The organism is Lactococcus sp. S47 (assembly GCF_016517475.1).
Classification (GTDB): Bacteria; Bacillota; Bacilli; order Lactobacillales; family Streptococcaceae; genus Lactococcus; species Lactococcus lactis.
Map to the genome: position 1 here is coordinate 100813 of NZ_JACVUB010000003.1, position 15871 is coordinate 116683.

Annotated in this window: 16 protein-coding genes; 15 read left to right on the forward strand and 1 reads right to left on the reverse strand. The window is 33.6% G+C overall.

Going from position 1 to position 15871, the window contains the following annotated elements; all coding sequences use genetic code 11:
• Positions 1 to 603 precede the first annotated feature (603 nt).
• The 15 genes from IAE52_RS04305 (at position 604) to IAE52_RS04375 (ending at position 14665) form a co-directional block, all read left to right on the forward strand.
• The gene (locus IAE52_RS04305; RefSeq protein ID WP_032946821.1) at positions 604 to 1440 is read left to right on the forward strand and encodes a metallophosphoesterase; all 837 of its coding nucleotides are present in this window, start codon (positions 604 to 606) and stop codon (positions 1438 to 1440) included.
• A 61-nt stretch (positions 1441 to 1501) separates the two neighbouring features.
• Positions 1502 to 2032: a CHAP domain-containing protein gene (locus tag IAE52_RS04310; RefSeq protein WP_033898642.1), complete on the forward strand. Its 531-nt coding sequence runs from the start codon at positions 1502 to 1504 to the stop codon at positions 2030 to 2032.
• Between the two features lie 467 nt (positions 2033 to 2499).
• Positions 2500 to 2862, forward strand: coding sequence for a TIGR02328 family protein (locus IAE52_RS04315; protein WP_010906050.1), 363 nt, complete (start codon positions 2500 to 2502; stop codon positions 2860 to 2862).
• Between the two features lie 81 nt (positions 2863 to 2943).
• On the forward strand, positions 2944 to 3408 hold the full coding sequence (locus tag IAE52_RS04320; RefSeq protein ID WP_017864799.1) for a hypothetical protein: 465 nt from the start codon (positions 2944 to 2946) through the stop codon (positions 3406 to 3408).
• A 155-nt stretch (positions 3409 to 3563) separates the two neighbouring features.
• Positions 3564 to 3809, forward strand: a complete 246-nt coding sequence (locus tag IAE52_RS04325) for a type B 50S ribosomal protein L31 (protein ID WP_003130760.1) — start codon at positions 3564 to 3566, stop codon at positions 3807 to 3809.
• 130 nt (positions 3810 to 3939) lie between these two features.
• A complete protein-coding gene (locus IAE52_RS04330) occupies positions 3940 to 4470 on the forward strand; it encodes a DUF177 domain-containing protein (protein ID WP_033898640.1) in 531 nt (176 codons plus the stop codon).
• A 155-nt stretch (positions 4471 to 4625) separates the two neighbouring features.
• Positions 4626 to 5318 (forward strand): response regulator transcription factor, encoded by a 693-nt coding sequence (locus tag IAE52_RS04335; protein WP_003130756.1) that lies wholly within the window; start codon positions 4626 to 4628, stop codon positions 5316 to 5318.
• An 8-nt stretch (positions 5319 to 5326) separates the two neighbouring features.
• Complete coding sequence (locus IAE52_RS04340; protein ID WP_010906048.1) at positions 5327 to 6802, forward strand: HAMP domain-containing histidine kinase; 1476 nt, start codon at positions 5327 to 5329, stop codon at positions 6800 to 6802.
• A 182-nt stretch (positions 6803 to 6984) separates the two neighbouring features.
• Complete coding sequence (locus IAE52_RS04345) at positions 6985 to 8226, forward strand: ammonium transporter (RefSeq protein WP_033898637.1); 1242 nt, start codon at positions 6985 to 6987, stop codon at positions 8224 to 8226.
• 131 nt (positions 8227 to 8357) lie between these two features.
• The gene (locus IAE52_RS04350) at positions 8358 to 8699 is read left to right on the forward strand and encodes a P-II family nitrogen regulator (RefSeq protein ID WP_010906046.1); all 342 of its coding nucleotides are present in this window, start codon (positions 8358 to 8360) and stop codon (positions 8697 to 8699) included.
• Positions 8700 to 9189: 490 nt separating this feature from the next.
• Positions 9190 to 10542, forward strand: a complete 1353-nt coding sequence (gene murD, locus IAE52_RS04355) for a UDP-N-acetylmuramoyl-L-alanine--D-glutamate ligase (protein WP_003130748.1) — start codon at positions 9190 to 9192, stop codon at positions 10540 to 10542.
• Between the two features lie 209 nt (positions 10543 to 10751).
• On the forward strand, positions 10752 to 11825 hold the full coding sequence (gene murG / locus IAE52_RS04360) for an undecaprenyldiphospho-muramoylpentapeptide beta-N-acetylglucosaminyltransferase (RefSeq protein ID WP_003130746.1): 1074 nt from the start codon (positions 10752 to 10754) through the stop codon (positions 11823 to 11825).
• On the forward strand, positions 11826 to 13004 hold the full coding sequence (locus tag IAE52_RS04365; protein WP_017864796.1) for a cell division protein FtsQ/DivIB: 1179 nt from the start codon (positions 11826 to 11828) through the stop codon (positions 13002 to 13004). It abuts the gene before it with no gap.
• Between the two features lie 149 nt (positions 13005 to 13153).
• Positions 13154 to 14467, forward strand: a complete 1314-nt coding sequence (obgE, locus tag IAE52_RS04370) for a GTPase ObgE (RefSeq protein ID WP_003130743.1) — start codon at positions 13154 to 13156, stop codon at positions 14465 to 14467.
• Between the two features lie 27 nt (positions 14468 to 14494).
• Entirely contained in the window at positions 14495 to 14665 is a 171-nt protein-coding gene (locus tag IAE52_RS04375) for a hypothetical protein (RefSeq protein ID WP_012898204.1), read from the forward strand.
• Between the two features lie 13 nt (positions 14666 to 14678).
• On the opposite strand, the gene IAE52_RS04380 is transcribed toward IAE52_RS04375, so the two are convergent.
• Positions 14679 to 15296 (reverse strand): hypothetical protein, encoded by a 618-nt coding sequence (locus IAE52_RS04380; RefSeq protein ID WP_033898632.1) that lies wholly within the window; start codon positions 15294 to 15296, stop codon positions 14679 to 14681.
• Positions 15297 to 15871: the final 575 nt, after the last annotated feature.

Genomic DNA, 15871 nt, shown 5'->3' on the forward strand with positions numbered 1-15871 from the left:
GTTTTTGAGTGTGTGACAGTATATTGCTCGTTAAATAATAAAAAAACTCAGAACTACTGAGTTTTTTTATTATCTATTTTTGTATAAGATTGTTACTGCTTTTCTCCGAAGCCGAAGATTCAATCAAAGTATAAGTTATTGATTATTTTTTATTATTCATTTAAGAAATAAGTTCTATAATAAATCTATTCCAAAAAATAAACTTTTTCATAAATACTCCTAAAGCGCCTACTAATCTAGGCGTTTTTTTATCCTCTCGCTTACAAGTTTTATTACTTCAGAAAGTGAATAAAATATTTTTAGAGGCATTATCAAGCATACGAAGTATTTTAGAAGTTGAGATTCAAAGTGATACTCAAAATATTAACAATAAAAAGGCATAGGGATAGGTTTTTTCTAAGTTAGTTTTTATCGAGAAGAAAATGTTCTTCACTTATTTACTGGTAAAATAATCAAATTTCCTTATCAATTTTTGTTTATAAACTTTAAATTTCAACCAATCTATTGATTACGCATTTCTATAATTATATGTAGCATGCACTTAGAAAAAGTGAATTCTTTTTGTAAGTTTAAAAAATACGCAATATGTTATAATCTAGAGATATGAAAATTAAAAAAATAGTATTTTCACTTATTATTCTTATAATATGTACTGTTATAGGAGTCTTTTACTACGCTTTTAAAGTTGAACCTTACCGTTTAGTAGTCAATGAGCATCAAGTGAATAATACAAATTCTAAAGAAAATTTGAAAATTGTTCAGTTATCCGATTTACATATTAAAAAGGATTTTAATGCTGATCAATTAGATAAAGTGATTCAAAAAACAAATGAACAAAATCCTGATTTTATTATTTTCTCGGGAGATTTATATGATAATTATTCGCAATACAATGAAAATGAAGCTGTTATTTCTAAGTTAAAAAGTCTGAAAGCAAAATATGGAAAAATTGCAATTTGGGGCAATCGAGATTATGGTGGGGGAGCTGTCAGAGAATATGCAAATATTATGGCTGAATCTGATTTCTCTCTTTTAAGAAATGAAAATCAAGTTTTTACTTTAGATAATGGTAAGAAAATTTTATTCACAGGTTTGGATGATGCTTTGTTAGGAAATCCGCAATTTCCCTCGCCAAATCAAATGGCTGAAACGAGTTATGATATATTATTGACTCATGAGCCAGATGAAGTTAGCCAATATCAAAATAAGGGTTATGAATTAATTCTTTCTGGTCATAGTCATGGCGGTCAAATAAACGTCCCACTTATTCCTCAAATTCAAAAAAAAGCTACGGCATTGATGAGCCATGCGAATAACTATACTGGTGGACTTTATCAGTTAGGGGCAAATGAAAAACTTTATGTTAATACCGGGATAGGAACGACTCATTTATCAGCCAGATTTGGTGTAGCTCCTGAAATTGCCGTTTTAACTTTTTAGGTGGCCTATTATAGAGTTTAAATAGAATACATTAGTTTAAACAGCATAAGACTAGGAAAAAATGGAGGATTTGAAGGCAAGGGAAAATGTTTATTTGCTACTTAGTATAATAACAGCAGTAGATGTTTGGAATATCGCTAATGGAACTCAGGTGAAAGCAAGTTCGAAAAGATCATTTTATCGGCTTTATAATCCCAATGCTAAAGGTGGGGATCATTATTATACCTTGAGTAAATATGAAGCAAAAACTTTGGTCAATCTAGGTTGGCGTTGGGACAATAATGCAAATCCTGTCTTTTATTCAACTGGAACAGTCAATCTTTATGTTTCTTATAATCCTAATGCTCAGTCAGGTGCCCATAACTATACAACAAATATATTTGAGCAGAATAGTTTATTATCTGTAGGTTGGAAATATGGAGCTATTGCTTGGAAAACAATGCCTTCTGACAGTTTGCCTGGAACTCCAGCGGGTTGGAAGATTGATAAACCAATGGATATTGATAATTATTCAACCCAAATTTATGCTTATAAACAATGTACTTGGTGGGTCTATAATCAAGCGAAAGAGTTTGGAATTAACTATGGCTAATATATGGGAAATGGTAAGGATTGGCAAAATCAAGCAGGTTATCAGGACTCTATAGTGCTGTAAGTTTCAAGGCGTATAAGATGGAGCTGATGCCACTTACGGTCATGTTGCCTTTGTAGAAAAAATTCGTTCTGATGGTTCAATATTAATTTCGCAATCAGGAACAGGTTATAGTACTTTATTTTCTTATCAAGTTTTAAGCAAAGATCAAGCTAGTCGCTTACGTTATGTAATTGGAAATAGGTTTCTTTAAAAAATCAGCTAATCAAATTACTTGAGGGCATCCTTTTATCAAGGTATAATAGATATATCTTTATTTCAGATATTAATTGTTAATTCTAGAACTCATCGGTTGAACAATCGGAAATCAACAATTAATATCTGATTCAAATAGGGAAAAGAGAATTCTCCTTCGGGAGGATTTTTTATAAAAAAATTTTTCTATTCTAAATATGAAAGGGGTGGATATGAGACTTTGGCATGAAGCTTTAATCAAAAAGCTTCCAAGACAGCAACTTTTGGGACAGCATCGTGAATGTTGTGCCCTTCGAGGAAAAGGCTGGGGGAAACCACATTCAACAGTAAATTATGTTTTTAATTATTCGCCCTATAAACTTTTTCAATATCATTTACAAGTCATGACTGAAATGAGAAAAAGAGGCTATCATCCGGATGAAAAATGGCTAAATCCTTTATATCGGGGACAAACTTCTAAAGTCTATTTAGAACTAGAAGAAGTTATTCAAACCTTCCCGATCTATCCTGAACATAATAATGATTATCTTGAAGATTGTAAAGAAAATTTGAGAGAAAAGGGAATAATAATCTAGAAAATAAAAAGAGGATTTCCTTTGAAAAGGCTTAAATGATATGATAAAATCATGAGTATAAAATGAGAAAGTGAGCGACTCATGATTATCGATTTAGGAAATGTCTGGGAGGCCTTGAGTGCGATTGGAACTATAGCTGTAGTTATTGTTTCGCTTTATTTGGCAAGGAGAGACTATCGAAAAAAATTAGAAGTTGACTATTGGACTTCTTATAAAATATTCTCTGGAGAAAAAATATCTTTGTGGTCTATTGATCTTGTAAATATTGGATCCGTTCCCGTAAAGATTTATGAAGTCGGTCTTTATCAAAAAAGTTGGTTAAGAAAAAGGCGGAAAAAAATAATATTTATGATGCCTAGAGATTTCGAGTACGAAAGTGCCAAACTACCAATTTTACTTAATCCGCAAGAAGATGCAACTTATTTCATAGCTAAAAATGAGTGGATAACTAAAATAAAAGAACTCGGAATTAATCAACGTAAGATTGGACTTTATGCTAGAGATACTACCGGAAAATATTATTATAGAAAATTTTTATTGGAGTAAATTTACTTTTTTTAAGAATTGAAAAGTTTGTAAAGTTTTTTTCTTGACAAAAGAAAATTTTAACTTGAAATTTATCTATAAATTTGATAGAATATTTAAGTATTCGTACAACTTTGGTCTGGCAAACAGTCCAAGGCAGAAAGGAAATTCTAACGATGAAACAAAATATCCATCCAAATTACCAACCAGTAGTCTTCATGGACACTACAACTGGTTTCAAATTTTTGACTGGTTCAACTAAAGGTTCTAAAGAAACTGTTGAATGGGAAGACGGAAACACTTATCCATTGATCCGTGTTGAAATCTCTTCAGATTCACATCCATTCTATACAGGTCGTCAAAAATTCCAAGCAGCGGACGGACGTATCGCTCGTTTCGAAAAGAAATACGGCAAACAATAATAGAAATGGTCATTCGACCATTTTTATTTTTACCTGTAAAAGTTGTCATTTGACAGCTTTTTATTATGAAAAAATATAGAAATAAGATAAAATAAAGAAAAATAATTAAATTGTGGGAGAATATTAAAAGATGAAATGGTCTTTAAATGAATTAACGAAAAAAAAACAAATTAGTTTCAATGAAGAATTAAATCTACGTGATGAGTTGCTCAAACGTTCACAAGAAATTTTGGATTGTCAACCAATTGAGGTTAAAGGTGAAATTGCTTATGATGATAATTTATTCTATTTAGATTATCAAATTAAAACAGTATTGACATTGCCTTCGTCAAGAAGTTTAAAACCAGTCGAGTATCCAATTGATCTTCTTGTCAATGAAATTTTTGCGACTGAAGAGAGTTTGAGAGGGAATCAAGAATTATTAGACAATGATTTGATTATTGTTTTGGATAAAGATTTAATCAGTTTAGATGAATCAATCACTGATAATCTTTTATTGGAAATTCCTTTGCAAATTTTTGCTGAAGATGAAGAGGATGAAGAGTTGCCGGCTGGTAAATTCTGGTCTGTTTTGAGTGAAGAAGATTATGCCAAACAACAAGAAGAAAAATTGGAAGAAAAGAAATCTCCTTTTGATGGGTTGAATGGGTTATTTGATTAGACAGCTCTCATTTTCAAAGGATTTCAGCCTTAAAGCATAAGAAAGCGAAAACAATTTAAAAAAAGCGTCAAATAGTTTGTACATAAATTAAATTTATCTTATAATAGTATTATAAGAAATCGAATTATACAGTTTTTTTAACAAAGGAGAATGATATGACTTCAAAGAAAATTTTGATTATTGAGGATGAAAAGAATTTAGCGCGATTCGTCTCATTAGAATTAGAACATGAAGGCTATGCGACTGAGATTAAGGATAATGGTCGTTCTGGTCTTGAAGAAGCAACTTCAAAAGATTATGATTTAATCTTGCTTGATTTGATGCTTCCTGAACTTGACGGTTTTGAGGTAGCCCGTCGTTTACGAAAAGAAAAAGATACACCAATCATTATGATGACGGCACGTGATTCAACGATGGACCGTGTTGCTGGTCTTGATATTGGGGCTGATGATTATATCACTAAACCTTTTGCGATTGAGGAACTTTTGGCGCGTGTTCGTGCTTTCTTCCGTCGTGAAGAGCATGGTCATGCCGTTGAACGTGCTGAAAATACTTCTTTCCGTGATCTTGTGATTGACAAAACGAATCGCACCGTTCATCGTGGTAAAAAAGTAATTGATTTAACACGTCGTGAGTATGACCTCCTTTTGACATTGATGCAAAATGTTGGCGATGTTGTGACTCGTGAACATTTAGTTTCACAAGTTTGGGGATATGAAGAAGGAACAGAAACAAATGTTGTGGATGTTTATATTCGTTATCTTAGAAATAAAATTGATGTTGAAGGTCAAGATAGCTATATTCAAACTGTTCGTGGCTTAGGTTATGTAATGCGTGAACGCAAATAAAAAATAAGATGAAAAAATTATTTACTTTCAATAAGAAAAAAGAGACGGTAGAGGAAAGTTCGGCTAAGCGGTCTATCATGCTTAGGTGGGCTTTTGCTAACACCGTTTTTTGTTTTATTACTTTTACTTTGTTTGCTACTTTGACTTATCAATTGACAATAAGTTCTTTTATTAAAGAAGAACAACAATTATTAACTCGCTCTATGGATAGTGTTGAGGAAGTCTTAGAAAAAGCAGATGCTCCTTTGAATTCATCGAATTTGAACACATATATTGAAGCGACATCAAAGATTCAAAATGGTGAGTCTGAAGGAATGAGTTTGGGTAGTATCATTGGGACACGGAAAGCATTTTATATTTATGACTTAAATCATAAATTATTGTATTCAACGAATCGACATACTTTTGGTTTTCAGAATCAGGCTAATAATGAAATGAAAGAGATTCGGGGAGAAAATCCAGGTTATTTAGTTCAGAGAAAAATTATTTCTAAGTCAACAGGACAAGTTGTGGGATACTTACAGGCTTTTTATGATACGACGACTTATCATCGAATTTCTAATCTTCTTTTGATTGTCTTGTTAATTTTAGAAATTGTTGCCTTGATTGTCGCTCAGTTGATTGGTTATTTCATGGCGAATTACTTTATGAAACCATTGGAAAAACTTTATCAGGGCATGCAAGAAATGGCAAATGATCCAACAAATGATTTTGAACCGATTGAAATTCAAAGTGGAGATGAAATCGAAGAGTTGGCTCATGTTTACAATGATATGATGTTGAAGATGAAGGCATATCTTGAACAGCAAAATCGCTTTGTTTCTGATGTTTCTCATGAATTAAGAACACCTTTAGCTGTCTTGGATGGACATATTAACTTGTTGAATCGATGGGGGAAAAATGATCCAGAAGTATTAGATGAATCTTTGCAGGCAAGTTTAGATGAAGTTGATCGAATGAAGAAAATGCTTGAGGAGATGTTGGCTCTTGCTCGCCTTGAAAATGTTGACTTATCAAGTGAAGAACTGGATTGTGATGTTGGAAAAGTTTGTAATCGGGCCCTTAAGAATTTTCAGCTTTTGCATGATGATTTTGAAATAGTGCTTGATAACCGGCTTATTTATCCCACTCATGCGCGAATTTCAGAAAATCATTTTGAACAAGGTTTACGAATTCTGTTAGATAATGCTGCTAAATACTCTCCTGATGATCGTAAAGAAATCGTGATTACTGTTTCTGAGGATGAACAGTTTGTGATTACGAGTGTATCTGACAAAGGAATTGGAATTTCAGAAGAAGATATTAATCATCTTTTTGAGCGTTTCTTTAGAGCGGACAAGGCTCGCAATCGAGAAATTGGTGGAACTGGTTTAGGTTTATCAATTTTAGCTCGATTGGCAGAAAATTATCAAGGGGAAATTGAGGTAAATTCAGAACTGGGTCTTGGTTCAACTTTTACACTAAAATTCCCGAAAATAAAATAAAGAATAAGAGAATTGCTAAAGGGCAGTTCTTTTTTTGCGACGTATGTTATGTTTTATGACATCAAATGCAAAAATAATTGACTTGTTTAGAAAGTTGTGTTATATTTTATTACATGATTAAATTGTCAGAAAATATTGATAAATATTCTGTTTTAATCTCGAACTTTTAAAGGAGAAATTTTATGGACACAGGCTCAATTGCATTTATTTTAATTTGTGCGGCATTGGTATTTTTGATGACGCCTGCATTAGCATTTTTTTATGGAGGGCTTGGACGCCGAAAAAATGTGTTAAACACAATGATGATGTCTCTTGCACCAATGGCTCTGGCTTCTATTTTATGGGTAATTATTGGCTTCTCATTTTCATTTTCAGGAAGCAATAGTTGGATTGGTGATTTCAACCATTTGTTTATGAATGGTGTGGATATGGCTAAAAATTCACTTTTCCCTGCTAATCATATTCCAGATGGACTTTTTTCTGGTTTTCAAATGATGTTCTCGATTATCACAGTAGCTCTAATTACGGGATCTGTTGTTGGAAGAATGAGATTTACACCAATTTTGATTTTTATGACTGCTTGGTTAATTTTAGTTTATTATCCTTTGGCTCATATGGTTTGGGGCGGTGGATTTTTGGCTCAAATTCATGCGATTGACTTTGCAGGTGGAGATGTTGTTCATATTTCAAGTGGGGTGACAGGACTTGTACTTGCTTTAGTACTTGGAAAACGTCGAGACTACGAACGTTTAGATTATCGTCCACATAATATTCCTTTTGTTGTTTTGGGCGCTGGTCTCCTATGGTTTGGTTGGTTCGGATTTAATGCTGGGTCAGCGCTTGCTGCCAATGGTGTGGCAATTAACGCCTTTATGACGACCAATACAGCAGCTGCAGCAGCAATGTTTTCATGGATGATTGTTGAAAAAATATTGATTGGTAAACCTTCAATTGTTGGTGCTTGTTCTGGTGCGGTAGTTGGCTTGGTGGCCATCACTCCAGGAGCTGGTTTTGTTTCTTTATGGTCGTCATTGATTATTGGTCTTTTGGTTAGTCCTTTATCATACTTTATGATTTCTGTAGTTAAAAAGAAATTGGGATATGATGATGCTTTAGATGCTTTTGGTTGTCACGGTATTGGCGGGATGTTTGGCGGAATTATGACAGGAATTTTTGCAACGCCGGCTTTGGCACCAGAAAAAGGCTACGCTGGTTTAATCTATGGCTCTGGGAAATTGCTTTTGGCTAATGTATCTGCGGTTGTCTTCACAGTTATTTTCACTGCTATTGTGAGTTGGGTCATTATTAAAGTAATTGCCTTGTTTATGCCAATTCGTGTATCTGACCGTGCTGAAGCTATTGGACTTGACGACAGTGAGCACGAAGAAACTGCTTATCCAACCTTCTTAGGTTTGGATTCTTAAGTTTAATTTTACTGACAGATATTTCTTATATAAAATTTTGAGTTTGTCAGTAAAATCAATTTTGAATGATGTCTTTGAAGTATGCTGACAAGTCTGTCAGTAAAAATGTAAGATACAAAGAGAGAAAAAATATGAAAAAAATTGAAGCGATTATTCGGACAGATAAATTAGAAGATTTGAAAGCAGCCCTATCAGATAATGGCTTGGTGCATGGGATGACAGTTTCTCAAGTTTTGGGTTATGGTGAACAAAAAGGTTTTACAGAATATGTTCGTGGTCAACGAATTGAAACTACTTTACTTTCAAAGTTAAAGATAGAAATTGTATCAATCGATGAAAAAGTTGATGATATTGTTAATGTGATTATTAAAGCAGTTCAAACGGGCGAAGTGGGAGATGGTAAAATCTTCATTCAACCTGTTGAGCGTGTAATTCGAATTAGAACCTCAGAAGAAGATGCTCAAGCGCTCTAAGTATCACTGCTTATAACACTCTGAAGCGTGAATGCGTGCTCTTACTAGATACCTTATTACTCACTCATCGGAAAATTATTGTTTCCACTGAGTTCGGTCATAATACGGTAAGAATCAAGCAAAACAAATCGTTATTTTGTGTTACTTATTACGCTCTAAGCCTCATACTTTATAACAGGATAAAGTGTAGATGCTTGGAGACTACCTTTCCAGATTCACTGCTGCTGACTCTCGGTGTAACAACTAGTATATTTGTAAGTCAGCAAAGCTAACAACGAATTTTCTAGGTTGGAAATGATTCTTCTTGCTGAGTTCTATCTTATTAAAAAGTAAGCTGACAAATAGGTCAGCTTTTTGTATTTTTTTGAAAAAATTACTGACAGACTTGTCAGTAAATAAGACTGTTGAAAAAAAGCCCGATTAGGGGTAAAATAGATTAGATAAAGTCGTCAGTGAAATATTTTACTGACAACTTAAAAAGGAATAGAAAATGAAAAAAATAACGAAATTTAAAGATCAAAAAATCTTAGTTCTTGGACTTGCCCGTTCTGGAATGGCTGCTGCCCTTGTACTCAATGAGTTGGGTGCGATTGTTACGGTTAATGATGGCAAACCTTTTGAAGAAAATAAAGAAGCGCAATTACTTTTAGAAGAAGGAATTAAAGTCATCACAGGGAGTCATCCTATTGATTTATTGGATGAAGATTTTGCACTAATGGTTAAAAATCCAGGAATTCGTTATGATAACCCAATGGTTGAACGAGCTGAAGCATTGAATATTCCTGTAATTACTGAGGTTGAACTTGCTTATCTCATCAGTGAAGCTCCAATTATTGGAATTACCGGAACCAATGGGAAAACAACGACGACAACATTGATTGCTGATATTTTAAATGCCGATGGTCAGTCAGCAAAATTGTCAGGGAATATTGGTTTTCCAGCGTCAGAAGTAGCCGAAAAAGCGAGTGCTTCTGATACATTAGTGATGGAACTTTCAAGTTTTCAATTGATGGGCATTGATAGCTTCCGCCCTAAAATTGCCTTAATTACAAATTTATTTTCAGCTCATTTAGACTATCATGGTTCGCAAAAAGCCTATGAAGCTGCAAAATGGCGAATTCAAGAAAATATGACCTCAGATGATTTCTTGATTCTCAATTTTAATCAAGAAAAATGTCGTAATTTGGCTGACAAAACGAAAGCGACTGTTCTTGCTTTTTCAACAAAAGAAAAAGTTAATGGTGCTTATTCTAAAGATGGAAAAATTTATTTTAATGATGAATATATCATGGAAGTTTCTGAACTTTCACTTCCTGGTGAGCACAATCTAGAAAATGCTTTAGCAGCCATTGTAGCTTCAAAATTACAAGGAACAAAAAATGAAGCGATTGTAGAAGTACTGACAAGTTTTGCTGGTGTAAAACATCGTCTGCAATATCTTGGTGAAATTGATGGTCGTAAAGTCTATAACGACAGCAAGGCAACCAATATTTTGGCTACTCAAAAAGCACTTTCTGGTTTTGATAATAGTAAACTTTGGCTTTTAGCTGGCGGACTTGATCGTGGAAATGGTTTTGAAGAGTTAGAAAAAGACTTGCAAGATTTGAAAGGAATGGTTGTTTTTGGTCAAACAGCAAATAAATTACGTTTGACTGCAGAAAAATTGAATATTCCCGTTTTTGATAGTGAAAATGTTGCAAAAGCCCTCGAAGAAATTCTACCTCAAACGCAAGCAGGAGATACAATTTTACTTAGTCCAGCTTGTGCAAGTTGGGACCAATATAAAACTTTTGAAGAACGTGGTGATTTATTCATTCAAGCCTTTGAAAATTTGAAAAAATAAAAGTACTGACAACTATTGAATTAATTTATGTTAAAATTAATTTTACTGACAGAAAGAATAATTACGATTCATCTTGCTGACAGCTATCAGATTTAATTTGTACTTTATTTCTATCGTTATTTTCTTGTTTATTAGAGAACAGGATTTAATGAAAGTTGGGTACAAAAATATTTGTCAGAGAATCCCCAAACTATTGGAGAAAAACAAACATGCGAATTATCATTACAGGTGGCGGCACAGGCGGTCATATTTATCCAGCGCTAGCTTTCCTTAAGTATTTGGAAAAAGTAGAACCAGATACAGAAGTGCTTTATATTGGAACGAAAAAAGGCTTGGAGGCAAAAATTGTCCCTCAAGCAGGAATTAAATTAAAAACAGTTGATATCCAAGGATTACGTCGTTCACTAAGTCCGCAAAATTTAAAAACAGCTTATAAGTTTTTTAAATCTGTCTCAGATGCTAAAAAAATTATGAAAGAATTTAAACCGGATGTTGTTTTGGGAACTGGTGGATATGTGGCAGGGCCAGTTGTTTATGCTGCTGCGCAATTAAAAATTCCAACAATTATACATGAAGGAAATTCTTTCCCAGGAATAACTAATCGTTTTCTTGCTAAAAAAGTTGACCGAATTGCAGTAGGTTTTCACGCAGCAGAACAATATTTTCCAGCGAGCAAAACGACTTTTACTGGAAATCCAAGGGCACAAGAAGTTGCAGATGCAGCGGCTCAAGTAGAAAAATTTGAAGAGCCAACCGTTGTTATTTTTGGTGGCTCACGTGGCGCTTTAAAACTTAACAATGCTTTTATTGAAGCCCTTCCTGAATTAGCACAACGTTCATTTAAAACCGTTTATGCTTCAGGAGAGATTTATTATGATGATTACAAGGAAACTTTTAATCAATATAAAGAAAATTCTAATTTAGATATTCGTCCTTATATTAATAATATGACAGAACTTTTAGCAAAAAGTCAGCTCTTTTTAGGACGGTCTGGTTCAACAACTATTGCTGAAGTGACCGCTTTAGGCTTACCAGCCGTTTATGTCCCAAGTCCAAATGTGACAGCTGACCAACAGACTAAAAATGCTCAAGAATACGTTGACCAAGGTGCAGCTATTATCATCAAAGACGAAGACCTAACGGGTCAAACTTTGGTTGAAGCTATTTCAAATATACTCGAAAATAATGAGAAGTATCAAGAAATGCAAGCAGCTAGTCTAAAAGCGGGCGTTCCAGATGCTAGCCAACGCCTTTACAATCTAGTGAAAGAAATTAGTAAATAAATGAGTGAAAAAGATAATAACTTAACCCCTTGGCAGCAAAAACATCTTGAATATCAGAAAAGAAAAGCAGAAGAAGCCAAAAAAGAAAAGAAAGCAAATCAACCTAAAAAGGTTCATTTTTCTTCACCTTTTCTTAAAAGTCTCCCAAAAACTGAAAAAAACTTTGATGACACTAGAGACGAAGCTGAGTCAGCTGAGTTGTTAGAAGAAGGCTTTGAGACTAATAACGAAGAAACTCAATCAAGCGAAGCTCCGATTGAAAATGAAAAAATTATTGCTCAGTTAGAACAACTTTCTCAAGAGAATGAATATGAGTATGAAGAAGAGCAAATCAAAAGACCTTCGAGATTTTCTTCTTTATTTAAAGGTTCAGCTCCACTTTTAAAGAAAATGTGGCCAGCCTTAGCAATTGTTGTTCTGGTATTCGTTGGCTCTCTTTATTTGATTTCACCTCTCAGCAAAATATCAACTTTTAGTGTTTCTGGAAATGCGAATGAAAGTAGCGAACAAGTTGCATTAGCTTCAGGAATTCAAACAAGCGATAGTATTTTTAATATCCTAAATAATAAGGAAAAAATTGAAGCGACAATCGAACAAAAATTCCCTAGAATTTCTGCCGTTACAATCAATTACCATTTTCCTAATCGCTTTGAGGCCATTGTAAAAGAACATACAAACAGTGTCTATGTCAAACGTAATAATCAAACTTACCTTGTCTTAAATAACGGTTACGTGATTACAACACCAGTTGATGCAACTAAGCTTGAGAAATTGCCAGTTTTACAAAATTTTAATGACGAAGAAGTTAAAACTTTTGTAAATGCTTATGAAACGCTTAAACCAGCAATAAAATCACTGATGACTAATGTTACTAAAACTCCTACAGATGCGACGAAAGATTTCATTGCCATTGATATGAGTGACGGAAATCAGGTTCGAGTTTCATTGAGTCAATTAGCTGACCGCCTGCCATATTATCCAAGTGTTGCTAAACAAGTTCAAGCACCACAAGTTGTAGATATGGAAGCTGGTATTTATACGAAGCCAAAAGCTGCTTATGATGCTTATCTTTCACAATTATCTACCTCAAAATCAGCATCTATTTCTGCTCAAAATGCGAAAAAGACTGATGCAAGTAGTGAAAATACTGCTCAAAGCACAACAACAAGTTCAAATTAAAAATAAAAAAAGTGATAATTTAGGATTGTCACTTTTTTAGCACAGAGCAAGCTATAAAAAAAGCTGATAAAATGCTATAATAGATAGCACGCATTTTTGTGGAAAAATAATAAATAAACTATATAAAGAAAATTTAGAGGAGAAACTGTATGTCTTTGTTTTTAGATACAGCACGAATTGAAGTAAAAGCTGGTAAAGGTGGCGATGGTGCAGTTGCTTTTCGCCGTGAAAAATATGTTCCAGATGGTGGTCCTGCCGGTGGTGACGGGGGAAAAGGCGGTTCTGTAATCTTTAAAGTTGATGAAGGAATGTCAACTTTGATGGATTTCCGTTATAACCGTATTTTCCGTGGTAAACCAGGTGAAAAAGGGATGAACAAAGGAATGCACGGTCGTGGAGCCGAAGATTTGATTGTTCATGTTCCTCAAGGAACGACTGTTAAAGATAACGAAACTGGTGATGTTTTAGTTGACTTAATCGAAAAAGACCAAGAATTTGCGGTTGCTAAAGGCGGTCGCGGCGGTCGTGGAAATATTCGCTTTGCCACACCACGTAACCCAGCACCTGAGGTAGCAGAAAATGGAGAACCAGGAGAAGATAAAATTCTACTTTTGGAACTTCGTGTTTTAGCAGATGTTGGTTTAGTTGGTTTTCCATCTGTTGGTAAATCAACATTATTGTCAGTTGTTTCAAATGCGCGTCCTAAAATTGGCGCTTACCATTTCACAACAATCACTCCTAATATTGGAATGGTTCAAGTAGGTTATGGAGATAGTTTTGTTATGGCAGATATGCCAGGATTGATTGAAGGAGCGCACTCTGGTGCAGGACTGGGAATTCAATTCTTGCGTCATATTGAACGTACACGTGTCCTTCTTCATGTTCTCGATATGTCAGAACTTGAAGGACGAGATCCATACGAAGATTACAAAACAATCAATGATGAATTAGAATCTTACAATTTACGTTTGATGGAACGTCCACAAATTATTGTTGCCAACAAAATGGATATGCCAGAAGCTGCCGAACGTTTAGCTGAATTTAAAGAAAAATTAGCTGCTGATTTAGGTCCTGATAAAGAAATGCCTGAAATTTTTGAAGTTTCTGGCCTGACTAAAACAGGACTTCAAGGTTTGCTTGCACGCACAAGTGAATTACTTGCACAAACACCAGAATTCTTACTTTATGATGAAGATGAATTAGCGGATGAAACAGCTTATTACGGCTTTGAAGAAGAAGAAAAACCATTTAAAGTTTCTCGTGATGATGATGGTGGATGGCGCTTATCTGGTGATAAGATTGAAAGACTCTTTATCATGACTAATTTTGATCATGATGAATCAGTTATGAAATTTGCTCGCCAAATGCGCGCGATGGGTGTTGACGAAACACTTCGTTCAATGGGAGCCAAGGATGGCGATTACGTTAGAATTCAAAAATTTGAATTTGAATTTGTAGATTAAAAATTTCAATATTTTCGGAGATTAAAAATGGGATTTAAAATTATTGGTGACCGTGACAAAGACGGAAATTTTATTGCCTCAGCCGATTATTGGACCGATGAACGGATTGATGACTTGTTAAAGAAATACAATCCTCATGGTAAATTGACTTTATCAAAGGCTAATCAAAAGAAAAACGATGAAAAAAAGACTGATTAATTCAGTCTTTTTTTTACTGACAGCTAGAATAGTGATTTCTGTCAGTAATTTTAGGTTCAATTATTTCTTGAAAAATAACCTTATTGACCGTTTTGGATTGGTCAGCAACTTTATAGAGTGCATTACGTTGAAGGGTTTGAACTTGAAAAGTGGGAGTGATATTCAAAGATTTATTCAGATTATCAGTAATAATTTGATTGGGGTTAAAAGAAATATCATCGGGAATCAAAGAAAGAATTGCCGATTTTTCATAGTAGCGTTCAAAAATGTTTTGATTTGCAACATGAAAACTTAAAGCTTTAGGAACTTTGGGGTTCTCAATAGGAAAACCAGCAATGACAGCATTAAAAGAAATATGTTGACCAAAATTAACTTGCTTACTTTTATATTTTTCAAGTTCAGCCCTAAGCAAAAGTTCAGCTTCCTCAAAATTTAAATTAGGTTGATAATAAAATTTCTTGCGAATATTATTGGTAATCAATTCAAATCCGGTAATTCCAACAACAAACCCATTTGGATTACTTTCAAATTTTTTAAAATGACTTTGGGTAAGAACTTTGTTGGTTGTAATTTGTCCATCTGAAATAATACTGATGAAATCAGGCAACATAACAATATTTATAAAACTCATGGTATAAAATCCTTAAAAATTTCTGTCAGCAAAGTATCTAGTAAATTTTACTGACAGAAGAAGTGGTTGATTTTCAAATGTTTCTTATCATTGTATCACTTTTGGGAAATTTTATACTATTTTTTTTCATATTAAAAAACAATTAAATGATACTAAAAAACAATTTATGAAGTAATAAATTGTTTTTTTTAGTAAATATAAAGATGAATTAGAAAAAATAGCAGAAAAAAACTCTAATTATTGGTTTTCTTTCCGAAAAACTTCAATTTTTCGTAAAGAACACTAGTTAACTTATCAAATTTTCACTCTAGAATTACTTTGTAACTAAAAAAATTAGATACATACAACTATATTATATAATAATTAATTATTTTGTACAAGATTAACTACACGATTATTAAAAAATATATCTGTAAAATTACACATTACTCAATTACCTAAACAAATCAAGACCTAAAATTGAGCAAAAACATTGCAATACAATGAAAAAATTTCCGAAAAATTGAAGTTTTTCTGAAAATTACATTAGAATTTATAGAGAAAGAGAGGTCTTTTATTGATTACAAAGATAAAAA